Genomic DNA, 15151 nt, shown 5'->3' with positions numbered 1-15151 from the left:
CACCCCGACTATCCGCTGTGGCGCGACTTCGCCTACGAGTACGAGGTCGGCAAGCTGGCCATCGACGTGATCAACGGCGGTCCGGCCTTGCGTGAGTGGGTCGACGACCCCGCCGCCACGCCCGGCGACTTGGACGCCCTGACCCATCCTGACGAACAGGCCTGGGTCGAAGAGCGACGCGACTACCTGCTGTACTGAAAGCGCCTCAACGCCATCCGAACCAGAACAGCCTTGCCGCCAGCAAGGCGAACGCCAATGCGATCAACGGCCCGAAGAACACCAGCGTGTGACGGGTCAGTCGCTCGGGCAGGAGGGTGTCGGAAACGCCGGTTCGCGTGGCGCCGTTCCGCTCGGCGATGGCGGTGAGGGGGCACCGCATCCCGCTGGAGACGAACACGACGATCTCGACGCCCATCAGCATCACCGCCGCCCAAAGCCATCGGCCGTGCTTCCCGCTGACGCCGGCGTAGAGCAGCGTGAATGCGGCCGAAGCCATCACCAGGTAGATCACCGTATGCGCCGTGCGCACGACAGTGAGGCGCTGAGCGTCGGTCATCGGGCGTTGGCCAAGCCCCACGTGCGCATTGCGCCACGCCAGACGGACAGCCGCTGACCATCGATGAACCAGGCGACTTCGGCGGCGAATGGCAGAGTTCGGCCGTGGTGGGCCCGGTAGTCGGTGAAGCGTCCCTCCCACGGACGCTCGATTGCGGCGCCGCCTTCCAGGCGTGGCCGGTCGGGGGCGAACGCCGAAGCCACAAGCCCATCGGCGTTGAGGGTCAGGTCCACGTGGGCGTGGACGCCGCGATGGATCGCCGAAACCCGCAGACGCGAGGCGTCCATGACCTCCCACCCCAGCTCTGGATTGTGGAGGATGGCGTCCGGGGCCAGGGGAAGTTCTGCAAGGTAGCGCTGGAGCTCGCCCTTGGTCAGCGCCGCATCGCGCGCCACCCGGGCAAGGGAGAGGACGCCGAACGCCGTTACCGTGATCCTGGGGCCTGCATCATCGAGAGCATCCGTCACCCTGATACTGCCCAGCGGGCCTGTGGCCGCGCGCCACACGAACCCGATCCGATCCACCGCGATGGACTGGCGGGCGCGGAACCTGGCCCAGTCGTGGGCGGCGTCTGCTCGCATCTCTCCGGTCTGGGTGAGGATCACGTCGCTGGAATCCCAATCGCCGGCAAGCGCCCCGCAGCGGCGAGCCAGGTCGGCGACAGCAGGCGGCAGGTCATGACGGGGCGCCGGCGATCGGCTCATGATACTGGCCCGGAAACAGCGCGTGCGATCGGCGCTCGATATCCCATCCTACGCCGCCTCGCCCCGTTTTAGGGGGACAATCGCCGCCTTGCTCTCTAGGGCCGGGTGATGAGGTAGAACACGTGCCGCGACGGCTGGCCGGCCACCGTCACCGTGTGCGAGCGCGTGGTGAGCTGGGCGCCGATCTTCTCCACCGCGCGCCGCGAGCGCAGATTGTGTTCGCCGACGCGGAAGACCACGTGGTCCACGAACCGGAAGGCGTGGTCCAGCATCAGCCGCTTCATGTCGGCGTTGTAGAGGCCGCCCCAATGGGCGCGCCCCAGGAAGGTCCAGCCGATCTCGACCTCGCCGGCTTGCGTGTAGAGCGTCGAGTAGCGCGACGACCCGATCAGCGCGCCGTCCGTGCGGCTGACCGCCGTCAAGGCGCCGCCGCAGGCCAACCCCTCCTCGAAGTAGGCGCGGAAAGCGTCATCGCGATAGCGCCCGCGATCCGGATGCAGCGCCCAGACCAGCGGGTCCGAACCGATGGCGTAGAGGCCGTCCCAGTCGGACGCCTGCATCGGACGAAGGTCGACCAGGTCGCCGGCGAGATGCGGCTGGAAATCGAAGGCGGGGCGGGCGTCAGCTGGCATGACGCGATCCTAACCCCGTCGAGCGCGGGGGGACAAACCAGGCCGCTCATGACCGGCCTCGCAGGATTGGCCGGCCGCGCTTCTAAGGCTAAGCTCCGCGCCTGATCTCGGGGATCGTTTCATGGCCAGCGCCCAATCCGCTGCAACCGCCGCCGCGAGCGGCAGAAGCTTCTACCTGACGATGGCGTTCACCTGCCTCGCCGTCGCCGTGCTGGGCTTCGCGCCCACCTACTTCCTGCCATTGGCGAACGGCAAGTTCGCCGCGCCGCCTCTGGTGCATGTCCACGGCCTGCTGTTCTTCTCGTGGACGCTGTTCCTGTGCGCCCAGACCTGGCTGGTCAGCCGTGGCCGGACACTGGCCCACCGGGAATGGGGCGTGCTGGGCGTCGCCATCGCCACCGGCATGGTGTTCACCGTTTTCACCACCGCGATCTTCCGGATCAATCAGCTCGAGCCGTTGGGCATGGGGCCGGCGATCCGCGCCTTCTCCTGGGTGCAGGTCAGCGGGATCATCTTCTTCGCGGTCGTCTTCACACTGGCCATCGCCAAGGTGCGCGACCCTGAGACCCACAAGCGGTTGATGCTGCTGGCGACGATCTCGCTGCTCGACGCACCGATCGCGCGCTGGTTCCTGACCTTTCTCGCCCCGCCGGCGCCCCCGGGACAACCGGTGGTGCCGCCGGTGTTCGTCACCGTTCCGCCGGCGATCGTCGCGGACCTGCTGATCGTGGCCGTGCTGGTGTTCGACTGGCGCACGCGCGGTCGGCCGCACCGGGTCTATGTGGTTGGAGGGCTGGCGCTGCTGGCCGTCCAGCTCACCCGCCCATTGATCGCCGCCACGCCGCAGTGGGATGCGCTCGCCACGCTGCTCGGCCGGCTGGGCGCAGCCTGACGCGAGGATGTCGGGAAAGCCATGGCGGGCGCGTCCTTAGGGCGACTTCGCCCTTTGGATGAGAAGGTGACGCCGCATGCTCTACGCGATCCTGGCCTATCACGAGGAAGACCTGGTCACGTCCTGGACGCCTGACGAGGACGCCGCACTCATGGTCGAGTTGCAAAAGGTCCACGACGCGCTCCACGAAGCGGGGCGGCTGGGCCCCGCCGCGCGGCTGGGCGGCACGGCGCGCGCAGTGACGCTGCGCGGCCCCGGCGTGGGCATGGTGATCGACGGACCGTTCGCCGAGACCAAGGAGCAACTGCTGGGGCTCTATGTGGTCGACTGCGCCGATCAGGCGGCGGCGATCCAGGCCGCCCGCGACCTGCGCCGCGCAAACCCGACGGCGGTGTACGAGATCCGTCCCGTTCAACTCTATCTGCCCGGCGTCGCGTTCCCGGTGACCGAGGCTGCGGAGTAGTCCCTACCCCTCCCGCCGCGCGCGCTTGCGGGCGAACATCGCCGCGTCGACGATGGCCAGGGTGGCCTCGGGATCGCTGTCGGGCTCGATCTGGGTGACGCCGTACGAGACGTGCAACGGCGCGGTCCATTCGCCGAACTCGATCGGCGCGGCCTCGATCGCCGCGACCAGCGCCTGGGCTTTGGCCTCCGCCGCGGCGGCGTCGGCCTGCACCAGGATCACCGCGAACTCGTCGCCGCCCATGCGCCCGACCACATCGGACTCGCGCACATTCGCGCTCAGCCGCTCGGCCACCGCCTGCAGCGCCGCGTCGCCGGCCGCATGGCCGAAGCGGTCGTTTACCGACTTGAACCCGTCCAGATCGAAATAGACCAGGCTGGCCGGCCCGCCGTAGCGCTGCGCGAAGGTGCGCACACGGTGCAGTTCGCGCAGGAACGCTCGTCGGTTCAGCAAAGGGGTCAGGGCGTCGCGGTCGGCCAGCTCCATGGCCGAACCGAGCTGTTCCTTCAGTCGCGTGACTTCACCCCGCAGGGACTCCAGTTCGCTGAGCAGGGCGGTGAGCGCCGCCTGCACCGCCGGCGTCAGCTCCGCAGCGCCCACGCCCAGGAAGTCGGCGCGGTCCACCGGCGCAGCCTGCGCGGGCGCGGCGACGGCGCGGGCCTGCGGCGCCGCAGGCGCGGCTGCGCCCGCCGCATAGGGATCGGTTCGCGCACCGGTGATCCGCATGGAATCAGCCTTGGTTTTAGGGACCTTAGGAATCTTAGCCGTCCTGGTTGCGGGCGCAAAGCCCCGCCCTATACTCCGCGCCTTTCGTCGCAGGGGCGTAGTTCAGATGGCCGAGACCATCCCCGATCGGGCCGCGCCGGTCGCGATCATCATGGGCAGCCGGTCCGACTGGCCGACGATGCGCGCGGCGGCGGAATCCCTGGACAGCCTGGGCGTCGCCTACGAGGCCAAGGTGGTGTCCGCCCATCGCACGCCGCAGCGGATGTACGCGTTCGCCACCACCGCCAAGGCGCGAGGCGTGAAGGTGATCATCGCCGGGGCCGGCGGCGCCGCGCACCTGCCCGGCATGACCGCCTCCCTGACCGAACTTCCTGTGCTGGGCGTGCCCATCGAGAGCAAGGCGCTCAAGGGCATGGACAGCCTGTTGTCCATCGTCCAGATGCCCGGCGGCGTGCCGGTCGGCGCCTTGGCGATCGGCGAGGCGGGCGCACGCAACGCCGGCCTGCTGGCGGCCCAGATCCTGGCGCTGTCGGATCCCGCGCTCAGCGAGCGGCTGGTCGAACTGCGCCGCCGCCAGACTGCGGCCGTGTCCGACACCGTCGAAGACGCCTGAGCCGCATGGCGTTCGAACCTCTCGCCCCCGGCGCCGTTCTGGGGATCCTCGGCGGCGGCCAGCTCGGCCGCATGCTGGCCTTGGCCGCCGGCAGGCTGGGCTTCGACGTGGCGATCCTCGATCCCGATCCCGACGCGCCGGCCGGCCGGGTCGCCGCCCACCTGATCACCGCCGCCTATGACGACACAGAGGCGCTGCGGACCTTGGCCGGGCTCGCCCAGGTGGTCACCTTCGAGTTCGAGAACGTGCCCGCCGCGTCGGTCGAGAGCCTGACCGCGCTGGGCGTCGCCGTGGCCCCCGGCCCCCAGGCGCTGGCCGTGGCCCAGGACCGCGTCGACGAGAAGACCTTCCTCAACGCCGCGGGCGTTCGCACCGTCGCCTTCGCCGCCGCCGACAGCGCCGAGGAAGCGAGCGAGGGCGTCGCCCGCCTGGGCGCGCCGGTGCTGATGAAGACTCGCCGAGACGGCTACGACGGCAAGGGTCAGCGCTGGGTCGAGCACGCCGCCGACGCCGCCCGCGTGTTCGCCGAACTGGGCGCGCGCCCGGTGATCCTGGAGGCGCCGGCCGACTTCGTGCGCGAGCTGTCGATCATCGCCGCGCGCGGTCGCGACGGCGCGATCGCCACCTATCCACTGGGTGAGAACCATCATGAGCACGGCGTGCTGCGCCGCACGATCGCGCCGGCCCGCGCCACCGCCGCCACCCGCGCCAAGGCCGAGCGAATCGCTGCGCAGATCCTCACCGGCCTCGACTACGTCGGCGTGCTGGGGGTCGAGCTGTTCGAGCTGAAGGACGGCGAACTGCTGGTCAACGAGATCGCCCCCCGCGTCCACAACACCGGCCATTGGACCCAGGACGGTTGCGAGGTCGACCAGTTCGAGCAGCACGTGCGCGCCGTAGCCGGCTGGCCGCTCGGGCCCACGCGTGCAGTCGCGCAGGTAGAGATGCTGAACCTGCTGGGCGAAGAGGCCAACGGCTGGGCGCGGTTCGCGGGCGAGCCCGAGACCCGCATCCACCTCTACGGCAAGCGCGAGGCCAAGGCCGGCCGCAAGATGGGCCACGTCAACCGGGTGAAGCCGCTCGCCTGAGCGCGCTCAGGTCTGGACGCGCCCGCGGGCCACCACCGCCTCGCGCCGCGCGCCCAGGTCGCCGGACGACAGGGCGTTGTTGTGTTCGTTGGCGCGGGCCGCCTCCAGCGCCAGAGCCTCGCCGAACGGCAGCGCGTAGCCGTCGTCGATCAGCGCCTTGTACTTCGGCAGCATCGCCGGATCGAGCGACAGCATGTCGTCGGCCAGGGCCAGCGCCTCGCTCATCAGCTCTTCGCCTGAGACCACCCGGTTCACCAGGCCCCAGGCCTCGGCCTTGGCGGCGGGCACGAAGTTGCCAGTGAACGCCATCTCCTTGGCGCGCGGCAGGCCAATCATCCGACTGAGCTTCTGCGACAGGCCCCAGCCCGGCATCACGCCGACGCGGCCATGGGTGTCGGCGAAGCGCGCGGTCTCGCTGGCGATACGAACGTCGCAGGCCAGGGCCAGCTCCAGGCCGCCGGTGATCGCCACGCCGTTGATCGCACCGATCACCGGGCCGGTGAAAGCCAGCACGGCGGCCACCGGGTCGTCGGCGGCCTCCGACACCACCTTGCTGGCGTCGGCCCCGATCTCGCGCAGGTCGAGGCCGGCGCAGAAGCCCCTGCCCGCACCGGTCAGCACCACCACCCTCGCCGTCGGATCCGCGCACAAGGCCTGGAACGCCGCCACGATCTCTCGGCGCAGCGCCGTCGACAGTGCATTCATCGCCTCGGGGCGGTTCAGGGTGACGACGGCGAGCCCGTCGCGGGGGCGCTCGACGAGGACCAGGGCGGCGGTCATTTTACGATTCTCCTGCTTGCCAGCGTGGCTTGCGCTCCCTCAGGGTGTAGGCCGCGAGGTCGCCGCTGTCAGCTTCGCGGCGCCGGGCCGAGGCGCCGCCGTCGCGCCGACGATCCGCCAGAAGAAACCGACAACTCCGCCGATCAGACGGAACGAACCATAAGGGAGACGCCCGATGGACTATGTGCGGCTTGGAAACACCGGCCTGAAGGTCTCGCGCCTTTGCCTGGGATGCATGACCTACGGAACCAGCCAGTGGCGGAGCTGGGTGCTGGACGAGGCCGAAGCCATGCCCTTCTTCAAGCTGGCGATCGAGCGGGGGATCAACTTCTTCGACACAGCCGACGTCTATTCGCAGGGCGTCAGCGAAGAGGTCACCGGCAAGGCGCTGCGCACCTACGCCAAGCGCGAGGAGGTCGTGCTTGCCACCAAGGTGCACGGCGAGATGGGGCCGGGCGCCAACCAAAAGGGCCTGTCGCGCAAACACATCCTGGAAGCCATCGACGCCAGCCTGAAGCGGCTGGGGACCGACTATGTCGACCTCTATCAGATCCACCGCTTCGACTACGACACGCCGATCGAGGAGACGATGGAGGCGCTGAACGACGTCGTGCGCGCGGGCAAGGCCCGCTACATCGGCGCCTCGTCCATGTACGCCTGGCAGTTCGCCAAGATGCTGTCGGTGTCGGAGAAGAACGGCTGGGCGAAGTTCGTCTCGATGCAGCCGCAGTACAACCTCGTCTATCGCGAGGAAGAGCGCGAGATGCTGCCGTTGTGCAAGGCCGAGGGCGTCGGCGTGATCCCCTGGTCGCCGCTGGCGCGCGGGTTCCTGGCCGGCGGCCGCGCCGGTCCAAGACAGGGCAACACCGAGCGGGCGCGCACCGACGCCTTCGCCGATCGCCTGTATTTCCGCGACGCCGACTACGCGGTGGTCGAGGCGGTCAGCAAGGTCGCGCAGGACCGCGGCGCGACCAACATGCAGGTGGCGCTGGCCTGGGTGCTGAACAATCCGGCGATCACTTCGCCGATCGTCGGAGCCTCGAAGCTCGGCCAGCTCGACGAAGTGATCACCGCGTCGGACTTCAAGCTGACGCCCGAAGAGGTCGCCGCACTCGAGGCGCCCTACGCGTCCAAGCCGGTGCTCGACCACGCGTGAGCCGTGAAGGAGTCCTGAGCGCGCGCGAAGCCCGGCGGATCGCACTGGGGGCGCAGGGTTTCGCCGCGCCGCGCCCGAGCGGGCCGGTGGGTCCTGCGCGCCTGCTCCGTGCGATCGACGCCCTGGGCGTGGTGCAGATCGACTCGGTCAATGTGGTGACGCGCACCCACTACATGCCGCTGTTCTCGCGGCTGGGCGCCTATCCCCGCGAGGCTCTGGAGACACTGGCCTGGGGCAAGCGCCCGGCGCTGTTCGAGTACTGGGGGCACGAGGCCTCTCTGCTCCCGCTGGGCACCCAGCCTTTGCTGCGCTGGCGGATGCAGGACGCACGAGAAGGGGTCGGCGCCTGGAAGGGCATCGCCCAGTTCATGCGCGAGCATCCCGGCGTGATCGCCGACGCCCTGGCGCAGGTCGCGGCGCGCGGCCCGCTGTCGGCCGGCGAGCTGGAGCTGGGGGCCAAGGGACGCGGCGGCTGGTGGGGCTGGAGCGACGCTAAGCGCGCGGTGGAATGCCTGTTCTGGGCGGGGGCTCTGACCACTCAGACCCGACGCAGGACCTTCGAGCGCGTCTATGGCCTGCCTGACAAGGTGCTGCCCAAGGCCATCTCAGCCGTCCCGACGCCGCCGCGCGACGAGGCCCAGCGCGCGCTGATCCGCATCGCGGCGGCCGCGCAAGGCGTCGCCACCGCCCGCGACCTCGGCGACTATTTCCGCATGGGACCTCAAGAGACCCGCGCGCGGATCGGCGAACTGGTCGAGGCCGGCGAGCTGCAGGCGGTCACCGTCGACGGCTGGGGCCAGCCTGCGTTCCTCCACCCAGACGCCAGGCGGCCCAGGCGCATCATCGCCAACGCGTTGCTGTCCCCGTTCGACAACCTGATCTGGTTTCGCGAACGCACCGAACGGCTGTTCGGCGTGCGCGTCCGGTTGGAGATCTACACGCCTGCGCACAAGCGCACCCACGGCTACTACGTCCTGCCGTTCCTGCAGGGCGAGGCGATCACGGCGCGCGTCGACCTGAAGGCTGACCGCCAGGCGGGCGTGCTGCTTGTCCAGTCGTCGCATGCGGAGCCCGACGCCACGACAGCCACCCCGGAGCTGCTGGCCGCCGAGCTTCGGTTGATGGCGGGCTGGCTGGGGCTGGCCGACGTCCGGGCCCAGCCTTCCGGCGACCTCGCGCCAGCGCTGTCCCTCGCGCTCAGCGCCGCTTAGGCGTCATCACCAGCCAGGGCGTCGCCAAGGCCCGCCACTCCCACACCGCCAGCAACTGGTCGAGATGCGCCGCGCCGCGCAGCCAGGGCGGTAGCGCGTGGCCCTTGCCCTCCTGGTCCAGCCGCAGGATGTCGTGGGTGGTGGCGAAGCGTTCGGTGATCCGCTCCAGCACGCCGGGCCGGTAGACGTCGTGGGTCTCGACGATGATGTCCATCCCCGCCATCGCCGGCGCCAGGTCAGGCCGCAGCAGGTCGTCCTCGGCGCCCTCCACGTCCATCATCAGCAGCACGCGCCGACCCTCGAACTCGGCCAGCGCCTGTGGTTCGAACAGCTCGCGCACCACCACCCGGTCGCCCACGCCGTTGCGCGCGGCGAGCTCGACACAGGCCGCACGGGCCGCCGCGTTGATGTCATAGGCGTAGACCACCGCGTTCGGCATGCGCCGCGCCAGGCCGACGGCGTAGTAGCCCTCGGCGCACCCCACATCGACGACGCAGTCCAGGTCGGCGGCGATCAGGCGCTCCAGGTGCGGATGCAGCTCCGACTCGTAGGAGCCGATCAGCCGGGGCGCGATGGCCCCTTCAGTCGCCTCGCGCACATACTCCATGCCCTCGAACGGCCCCTGGTAGACCTTCAGGCCGTGATGGCGGACGTAGGCGTCGACCACCACCGAGGCGCGCCACAGCGCCAACACCCGCAGCGCCTGACTCAGCTCGCGCGGGTCGGCCAGCGGCGGCTCGCGGTCCAGCCGCTGGCGCAGCCACTGGACCACCTTCTCCATGTAGGTCATGGCCGCAGCCTATAGGCGCTCGCGACGCCCTTCCACCTCAAGCCCCCTCGGCCACCGCATGCAGCCTTGCGTAGGCGCCGCCCTTTCGCACGAGGTCGGCGTGGCGACCCTCCTCGACGATGCGGCCCTGGTCGAACACCAGGATGCGGTCGGCGCTGCGGATGGTCGACAGCCGGTGGGCGATGACGATCGTCGTGCGGCCGCTCATCAGCTCCTCGGTGGCCGCTTGCACATGGCGCTCGGTCTCCACGTCCAGCGAGGACGTCGCCTCGTCCAGCACCAGGATGGGCGCGTCGGCCAGGAAGGCGCGGGCGATCGCCACCCGCTGCCGCTCGCCGCCCGACAGCTTCACCCCGCGCTCGCCGACCAGGGTGTCGTAGCCCTTGGGCAGGCCGGCGATGAAGTCGTGCGCCCGGGCGCGCCGCGCGGCCAGGACCACCTCCTCGTGCGTCGCATCAGGGCGCGCATAGGCGATGTTCTCTGCGATCGTGCGGTGGAACAGCGCCGGGTCCTGGGGCACCACGGCGATCGCGGCGCGCAGGCTCTCCTGGCTGACCTGCGACACGTCTTGGCCGTCGATCAGGATGCGGCCTTCCTGCAGGTCGTAGAGCCGCTGCACCAGCTTGACGAACGTCGACTTGCCCGACCCCGTGGGGCCGACCAGGGCGACGCGCTCGCCGGGCGCGATCACCAGGCTGAAGTCGCGGTACAGCGGCGTCTCCGCACCCTTGTAGCGGAAGGTCACATGGTCCAGCACCACCGCCCCCAGCCGTCCTCGGAACGCCTGCGCCTGAGGGTGGTCGGCGACCTGCGGCTCGGTGCGGGCGAAGCGGGCCACGTCCTCCACGTCGGTCAGGCCCTTCTGCATCATGCGGATGTTCTCGCCGATGTTGCGAAGGTAGCCGCTCATCAGCATGAAGGCGGTGATCGCGAAGGCCACGTCGCCGGCGCTGGCCTCGCCCCTGGCCCACAGGCGCAGCAGCAAGCCGGTGAGGCCCGCCTGCAGGACGACCAGGATCATGTTGTGCCAGAGCCAGACGTTCATGTAGCGCGTCCAGGTGATCAGCGTCGCCTCGCGCCACATGCGCGTGACCCCGCCGATGCGGGCCTCTTCGCGAGCCTCGGCGCCGAACGCCTTAACCGTCGGGTTCGAGGTGATCGAGTCGGCGAGCGCTCCGCCGATGCGCGAGTCCAGGGCCACCGATCGCTGGTTCGCCGGCCGCACGTAGCGCGCCGCCAAAATCAGGTTCGAGGCGATGTAGCCGGTGACCACCACCAGGGCGAAGATCCCGACGCTGGGCCAGCGCAGCACCATGAAGCCTGACAGCCCGAACAGCACCAACAGCGCCGGCCCCAGCCACAGGACCAGGGCGTCGGACACCGTGTCGTAGCCCCACATCGCCCGCGTCAGCCGGCGCACCGTGGCGCCGGCGAAGGTGTCGGCGTGCCAGTCGGCGGCGAACGACTGGACCCGCTTGAAGCCCTCGTTGGTCATCTGCTCCATGTTGCTGGCCGCCAGCGGGTTCCAGAACCGCATGCCGACATTTCGGATCAGCGAATAGACCAGATAGACGCCGACGAACGCCGCCCAGGCGCGCCAGGCGCCCGAAGGGTTGTTCGGCCCCGCCGCCAGGGCGTCGACCAGCCGCCCCGCCGCCCAAGGCAACGCCAGGTCGAAGCAGACGGCCACGAGCGTCAGGCCGACCGCCGCCCACAGCAGATCGCGCCGCCGCAGCCAGTAGCCGGCGATGAAGCGCAGCACCTGGCCGTTCGACAGCACCCGCTGGCGCGTATCGCCGTCCTCGTCCTCGTCTTCGTAGTGGTCGGTCATATCCAGACTTCTGACGGCAGGTTCATGGGCGTGCGCGAGATGGCGCGGGATTTCGCGGCGCCCCGGCGGTGGGCTCGGCGGCGTCGTGGTCATGACCATCTCTCCCTGGCCTTCTTGCCGGCGCGGTAGTCCTTGGCGCGCCGGATCCACACCTGGCGGGCCTCGGCTTCGGCGCGCGCGTCGCCGCGGCGTTCGTGGTGGGCGTTCTCGCGCTGGAGCTTCTGGTAGTTTCGCCAGCGCGCATCGGACAGCTCACCGCCGGTCAGCGCCGCCTGCACCGCGCAACCCGGCTCGTCGTGATGTCCGCAGTCGCGGAACCGGCAGCGAGCGGCCAGGGCCTCGACGTCCTGGAACGCTGACGCGAGACCCTCGCCTGCGTTCCACAGGCCGAGCTCGCGCATCCCCGGCGTGTCCAGCAGCAGACCGCCGGACGGCAGGCGAACCAGCTCGCGGTGCGTGGTGGTGTGACGGCCGCGAGCGTCGTCCTCACGGATCGCCTGGGTGGCCATCAGCTCCGAGCCTGCCAGGGCATTGAGCAGGGTCGACTTGCCCACGCCCGAACTACCCAGCAGCACGGCGGTGCGCCCGGCGCCCAACAAGGCGGAGAGGGCCTCGAGGCCCTGGCCGTTCGCCGAAGAAACAGCCAGCACCTCGGCCCCAGGCGCGATCGAGCGCACCTCGTCCAGGGCTGCGGCGACGTCGGCGCAAAGGTCTGCTTTGGTCAGCACCACCACAGGCGCGGCCCCGCTCTCCCAGGCCAGCGCCAGATAGCGTTCGATGCGGCGCAGGTTCAGGTCGTCGTTCAGCGAGGCGACGAGGAACGCGAGGTCCGCGTTGGCGGCCACCACCTGTCCAGCGGCCGTGTCGCCGGCTGTCTTGCGCACGAAAGCGCTGCTGCGTGGCAGCAGGTGGTGGATGGTCGCCGCGCCCTCCGAGGCGCGGGCGGCGGCGGCCACCCAGTCGCCGGCCACGGGGAAGTCGCCGTCCGCCGCGGTGTGGGCGAAGCGGCCGGAAAGCTCGGCGTCGAGCTCGCCCACGGGCGTGGCCAGCCGGTAGCGGCCGCGCTGTTGCACGGTCACGCGGCCTGGAACCATGTCGCGGGCCGCGAAGGGTTGGAAGTGTTGCTGGAGCCTCTCGCTCCAGCCGTAGCTGTCGAGCACTTGGAATGTCCTTCGGTCGGAAAGCCTGATCAGGCGCCGGCCGGGGACTACTCGGGTGAGTTAATCGAACCCGGCGGCGACGCAGCGAGGGGCTGTGCGAACAAGATCGATCATGCGGCCCCTCCTTTCCGAGGTTGCGTGGACGTGGAGTAAAGCTAAGCGCGGCCGCAGCGCGGGTCAACCACCGGCGTTTGCGAGGACATCCGCTGCGTGAATGCGCTAGGAGGGCGCCATGAGCGCTCCCCTGCCCGACGCCGCCCCCGCCAACTGGGTCGACCGCCGGGCGCCCGCGCGCCTGCGTCCCTGGCTGAAGCTTGGGCGCTTCGACCGGCCGGCGGGCATCTGGCTGCTGATGCTGCCAGGCTGGCAGGGCGTGGCGCTGGCCGCGGCGATGGGGGGCGGCTGGCCGGACCCGATCCTGCTCGCCAAGGTGTTCGCCGGCGCCGCCCTGATGCGGGCCGCCGGCTGCGCCTACAACGACATCGTCGACCGCGACATCGACGCCAAGGTCGCCCGTACCGCCGCCAGGCCGGTGGCCTCGGGTCAGATCAGCGTGCGCCAGGCCTGGGGCTTCACGGTAGGCTGCAGCCTGCTGGCGCTCCTGATCCTGCTGACGCTGCCGCCGCTGGCGATCGCCCTGGGCGCGGGCTCGCTGGCCCTAGTCGCGGCCTATCCGTTCATGAAGCGGATCACCTGGTGGCCGCAGGCCTGGCTGGGCCTGACCTTCAACTGGGGCGCGCTGCTGGGCTTCGCCGCGGCCACCGGGCGCATTGAGGCGCCGGCCCTGCTGCTATACGCCGCCGGGGTGTTCTGGACGCTCGGCTACGACACCATCTACGCGATCCAGGATCTGGAAGACGACGCCCTGGCCGGCGTGAAGTCATCCGCTCGCCGCCTGGGCGCCGCCGCGCCGCGCGCGGTCGCGGGGTTCTATGCGGTGAGCTTCGCCCTGATCCTGGCCGCCGCCTGGACCGCGGCTCTATCGCCGCTGTTCCTGGTTCCCGCCATAGCCGCCGCCGCACACCTGGCCTGGCAGGCCATGCGGGTGCGGGTCGACGACCCGCGCGGCGCCTTGCGGCTGTTCAAGTCAAACAGCCTGACCGGCCTGATCGTCTTCGCCGCCTTCGTGGCCGGCCGCTGAACCCATGGACACCCCGGAAAGCCGCCGCGCCTTCATCGTCGAGAACACGCGCCTGCAGGCCCCGCCGCACACGCCGGAGCTGCGGCTGCATCTGGCCGACGAGGTCACGCCGATCTGGCGGATGACCGAGGAGGCGCTGGCCGAGATCGGCCTGCCGCCGCCGTTCTGGGCCTTCGCCTGGGCCGGCGGCCAGGCGCTGGCCCGCTACGTCCTGGACAAGCCGGAGCTGGTGCGGGGTCTGCGGGTGCTCGACTTCGCCGCCGGCTCCGGCATCGTCGGCATCGCGTCGGCCAAGGCCGGCGCAGCCAGCGTGCTGTGCGCCGACATTGACGGCTATTGCGACATGGCCATCGCGCTGAACGCCGCCGCCAACGCCGTGACCGTCGACTTCACCGACCGCGACCTCCTGGACGCGCCGGCCCCCGACGTCGACGTGATCCTGGCCGGCGACATCTGCTATGAGAAGCCGCTAGCCGAGCGCGTCATGGCTTGGCTGACCGAAGCCCGTCACCGCGGCGCGACCGTGCTGATCGGCGATCCAGGCCGCAGCTACTTCCCCCGCACCGGCCTCACCAAGCTCGCCGAATACCAGGTGCGGACCACCCGCGAACTCGAGGACTACGAGGTTAAGCGCACCGCCGTCTGGACTCTGGCGGACTGAGCCGATAGGAACAAACAGGCAACTGGGAGCCCGATATGCGCGAAGACGGCAAGCTCGACTATCTGGAGATGCCCGGCGGCGAAGTGCCGGCGACCAAGCAGTTCTACGGCGCGGCGTTCGGCTGGACCTTCACCGATTACGGCCCGGAATATGCGGCGTTCGAGCAAGGCCTGGACGGCGGCTTCGACGCCAGCGCCCCCTCCGGCCAGGCGCCGCTGCCGGTGCTATACGCGAGCGACCTGGAGGCCATGGCGGCGAAGGTCGAGGCGGCCGGCGGGACGATCATTCGGGCGATCTTCGCCTTCCCGGGCGGTCGCCGCTTCCACTTCCGCGATCCCGCCGGCAACGAACTGGCGGTATGGTCGGAAGGCTGACGCCCCGGAGACCATTCATGACCTACGAGGAGATGCACGCCGTGGTCATGGGCTTTCCGGGGGTCGAGGAGGGCCAGTCGTACGGGGCGCCGGCGTTCAAGGTGGGCGGCAAATTCCTGACCCGGCTACGCCGCGAGGACCAGAGCCTGGTGCTGGTGGGCGTCAGCTTCGACGAGCGCGAGATGCTGATGGAGGCCGAACCCGAGACCTTCCACATCACCGCTCACTACAAGGACTATCCCAGCGTGCTAGCGCGGATGGAGAGCCTGCACCCGGGCTCGTTCCGCAACTTCATCGAACGCCGCTGGCGCCATGTCGCGCCGAAGAAGCTGGTCAAGGCCTATGACGCCGAGCAGGCGTGACACGCCGCCGC

The 15151-nt window shown here is 70.2% G+C and carries 18 protein-coding genes and 1 pseudogene; 11 read left to right on the top strand and 8 right to left on the bottom strand.

Features of this window, described 5'->3' with window-relative positions; genetic code table 11:
- Positions 1-198, top strand: a pseudogene (locus Q8R27_RS08165) (DUF1343 domain-containing protein); the annotation flags it as partial.
- A gap of 7 nt (positions 199-205) precedes the next feature.
- On the opposite strand, the gene Q8R27_RS08160 reads toward Q8R27_RS08165, so the two are convergent.
- From Q8R27_RS08160 to Q8R27_RS08150, 3 genes are all read right to left on the bottom strand, one after another.
- The gene (locus tag Q8R27_RS08160; protein WP_305698546.1) at positions 206-556 is read right to left on the bottom strand and encodes a hypothetical protein; all 351 of its coding nucleotides are present in this window, start codon (positions 554-556) and stop codon (positions 206-208) included.
- The gene (locus Q8R27_RS08155; protein WP_305698545.1) at positions 553-1260 is read right to left on the bottom strand and encodes a DUF6544 family protein; all 708 of its coding nucleotides are present in this window, start codon (positions 1258-1260) and stop codon (positions 553-555) included. The genes Q8R27_RS08160 and Q8R27_RS08155 overlap by 4 nt, the downstream gene beginning before the upstream one ends.
- A gap of 95 nt (positions 1261-1355) precedes the next feature.
- On the bottom strand, positions 1356-1892 hold the full coding sequence (locus Q8R27_RS08150) for a GNAT family N-acetyltransferase (protein ID WP_305698544.1): 537 nt from the start codon (positions 1890-1892) through the stop codon (positions 1356-1358).
- A gap of 121 nt (positions 1893-2013) precedes the next feature.
- Here Q8R27_RS08150 and Q8R27_RS08145 point away from each other — a divergent pair, with 121 nt between their 5' ends.
- Together Q8R27_RS08145 and Q8R27_RS08140 are read left to right on the top strand one after the other, a co-directional pair.
- A complete protein-coding gene (locus Q8R27_RS08145; RefSeq protein WP_305698543.1) occupies positions 2014-2784 on the top strand; it encodes a hypothetical protein in 771 nt (256 codons plus the stop codon).
- Between the two features lie 76 nt (positions 2785-2860).
- On the top strand, positions 2861-3247 hold the full coding sequence (locus Q8R27_RS08140) for a YciI family protein (RefSeq protein WP_305698542.1): 387 nt from the start codon (positions 2861-2863) through the stop codon (positions 3245-3247).
- A gap of 3 nt (positions 3248-3250) precedes the next feature.
- Here the strand turns inward: Q8R27_RS08140 and Q8R27_RS08135 are convergent, their stop codons facing one another.
- Complete coding sequence (locus Q8R27_RS08135; protein ID WP_305698541.1) at positions 3251-3973, bottom strand: GGDEF domain-containing protein; 723 nt, start codon at positions 3971-3973, stop codon at positions 3251-3253.
- A gap of 106 nt (positions 3974-4079) precedes the next feature.
- Here Q8R27_RS08135 and purE point away from each other — a divergent pair, with 106 nt between their 5' ends.
- On the top strand, positions 4080-4586 hold the full coding sequence (gene purE / locus Q8R27_RS08130) for a 5-(carboxyamino)imidazole ribonucleotide mutase (protein ID WP_305698540.1): 507 nt from the start codon (positions 4080-4082) through the stop codon (positions 4584-4586).
- A 5-nt stretch (positions 4587-4591) separates the two neighbouring features.
- The gene (locus Q8R27_RS08125; protein WP_305698539.1) at positions 4592-5674 is read left to right on the top strand and encodes a 5-(carboxyamino)imidazole ribonucleotide synthase; all 1083 of its coding nucleotides are present in this window, start codon (positions 4592-4594) and stop codon (positions 5672-5674) included.
- Between the two features lie 6 nt (positions 5675-5680).
- On the opposite strand, the gene Q8R27_RS08120 is transcribed toward Q8R27_RS08125, so the two are convergent.
- Positions 5681-6454 (bottom strand): enoyl-CoA hydratase, encoded by a 774-nt coding sequence (locus Q8R27_RS08120; protein WP_305698538.1) that lies wholly within the window; start codon positions 6452-6454, stop codon positions 5681-5683.
- 175 nt (positions 6455-6629) lie between these two features.
- On the opposite strand from Q8R27_RS08120, the gene Q8R27_RS08115 reads away from it, so the two are divergent.
- Positions 6630-7610, top strand: coding sequence for an aldo/keto reductase (locus tag Q8R27_RS08115; RefSeq protein WP_305698537.1), 981 nt, complete (start codon positions 6630-6632; stop codon positions 7608-7610).
- A complete protein-coding gene (locus Q8R27_RS08110; protein ID WP_305698536.1) occupies positions 7607-8821 on the top strand; it encodes a winged helix-turn-helix domain-containing protein in 1215 nt (404 codons plus the stop codon). The genes Q8R27_RS08115 and Q8R27_RS08110 overlap by 4 nt, the downstream gene beginning before the upstream one ends.
- On the opposite strand, the gene Q8R27_RS08105 is transcribed toward Q8R27_RS08110, so the two are convergent.
- The 3 genes from Q8R27_RS08105 to rsgA form a co-directional block, all read right to left on the bottom strand.
- Positions 8808-9611, bottom strand: coding sequence for a methyltransferase (locus Q8R27_RS08105; protein WP_305698535.1), 804 nt, complete (start codon positions 9609-9611; stop codon positions 8808-8810). The genes Q8R27_RS08110 and Q8R27_RS08105 overlap by 14 nt on opposite strands.
- 37 nt (positions 9612-9648) lie before the next feature.
- Entirely contained in the window at positions 9649-11442 is a 1794-nt protein-coding gene (locus Q8R27_RS08100; RefSeq protein ID WP_305698534.1) for an ABC transporter ATP-binding protein, read from the bottom strand.
- Between the two features lie 89 nt (positions 11443-11531).
- Positions 11532-12602 (bottom strand): ribosome small subunit-dependent GTPase A, encoded by a 1071-nt coding sequence (gene rsgA, locus Q8R27_RS08095; protein WP_305698533.1) that lies wholly within the window; start codon positions 12600-12602, stop codon positions 11532-11534.
- 232 nt (positions 12603-12834) lie between these two features.
- Here rsgA and ubiA point away from each other — a divergent pair, with 232 nt between their 5' ends.
- From ubiA to Q8R27_RS08075, 4 genes are read left to right on the top strand one after another with little or no spacing between them, the layout of a single operon-like run.
- Entirely contained in the window at positions 12835-13743 is a 909-nt protein-coding gene (ubiA, locus tag Q8R27_RS08090; protein ID WP_305698532.1) for a 4-hydroxybenzoate octaprenyltransferase, read from the top strand.
- A 4-nt stretch (positions 13744-13747) separates the two neighbouring features.
- Positions 13748-14404 (top strand): methyltransferase, encoded by a 657-nt coding sequence (locus Q8R27_RS08085; protein ID WP_305698531.1) that lies wholly within the window; start codon positions 13748-13750, stop codon positions 14402-14404.
- Positions 14405-14439: 35 nt separating this feature from the next.
- Entirely contained in the window at positions 14440-14778 is a 339-nt protein-coding gene (locus tag Q8R27_RS08080; protein WP_305698530.1) for a VOC family protein, read from the top strand.
- A 17-nt stretch (positions 14779-14795) separates the two neighbouring features.
- On the top strand, positions 14796-15140 hold the full coding sequence (locus tag Q8R27_RS08075) for an MmcQ/YjbR family DNA-binding protein (protein WP_305698529.1): 345 nt from the start codon (positions 14796-14798) through the stop codon (positions 15138-15140).
- Positions 15141-15151: the final 11 nt, after the last annotated feature.

The organism is Phenylobacterium sp., from assembly GCF_030697305.1.
GTDB lineage: Bacteria > Pseudomonadota > Alphaproteobacteria > Caulobacterales > Caulobacteraceae > Phenylobacterium.
The sequence above is the reverse complement of the archived record's forward strand: the minus strand, read 5'-3'. Positions and strand labels throughout refer to the sequence as shown.

Bases quoted from the DNA above. Each gene is read 5' to 3' on its own strand.
- purE (WP_305698540.1), top strand. From the start codon at position 4,080: ATGGCCGAGACCATCCCCGATCGGGCCGCGCCGGTCGCGATCATCATG.
- Q8R27_RS08105 (WP_305698535.1), bottom strand. From the start codon at position 9,611: ATGACCTACATGGAGAAGGTGGTCCAGTGGCTGCGCCAGCGGCTGGAC.
- Q8R27_RS08135 (WP_305698541.1), bottom strand. From the start codon at position 3,973: ATGCGGATCACCGGTGCGCGAACCGATCCCTATGCGGCGGGCGCAGCC.
- Q8R27_RS08155 (WP_305698545.1), bottom strand. From the start codon at position 1,260: ATGAGCCGATCGCCGGCGCCCCGTCATGACCTGCCGCCTGCTGTCGCC.
- Q8R27_RS08140 (WP_305698542.1), top strand. From the start codon at position 2,861: ATGCTCTACGCGATCCTGGCCTATCACGAGGAAGACCTGGTCACGTCC.
- Q8R27_RS08075 (WP_305698529.1), top strand. From the start codon at position 14,796: ATGACCTACGAGGAGATGCACGCCGTGGTCATGGGCTTTCCGGGGGTC.
- Q8R27_RS08085 (WP_305698531.1), top strand. From the start codon at position 13,748: ATGGACACCCCGGAAAGCCGCCGCGCCTTCATCGTCGAGAACACGCGC.
- Q8R27_RS08100 (WP_305698534.1), bottom strand. From the start codon at position 11,442: ATGACCGACCACTACGAAGACGAGGACGAGGACGGCGATACGCGCCAG.
- Q8R27_RS08080 (WP_305698530.1), top strand. From the start codon at position 14,440: ATGCGCGAAGACGGCAAGCTCGACTATCTGGAGATGCCCGGCGGCGAA.
- Q8R27_RS08150 (WP_305698544.1), bottom strand. From the start codon at position 1,892: ATGCCAGCTGACGCCCGCCCCGCCTTCGATTTCCAGCCGCATCTCGCC.
- Q8R27_RS08125 (WP_305698539.1), top strand. From the start codon at position 4,592: ATGGCGTTCGAACCTCTCGCCCCCGGCGCCGTTCTGGGGATCCTCGGC.
- Q8R27_RS08145 (WP_305698543.1), top strand. From the start codon at position 2,014: ATGGCCAGCGCCCAATCCGCTGCAACCGCCGCCGCGAGCGGCAGAAGC.
- Q8R27_RS08115 (WP_305698537.1), top strand. From the start codon at position 6,630: ATGGACTATGTGCGGCTTGGAAACACCGGCCTGAAGGTCTCGCGCCTT.
- Q8R27_RS08160 (WP_305698546.1), bottom strand. From the start codon at position 556: ATGACCGACGCTCAGCGCCTCACTGTCGTGCGCACGGCGCATACGGTG.
- Q8R27_RS08120 (WP_305698538.1), bottom strand. From the start codon at position 6,454: ATGACCGCCGCCCTGGTCCTCGTCGAGCGCCCCCGCGACGGGCTCGCC.
- ubiA (WP_305698532.1), top strand. From the start codon at position 12,835: ATGAGCGCTCCCCTGCCCGACGCCGCCCCCGCCAACTGGGTCGACCGC.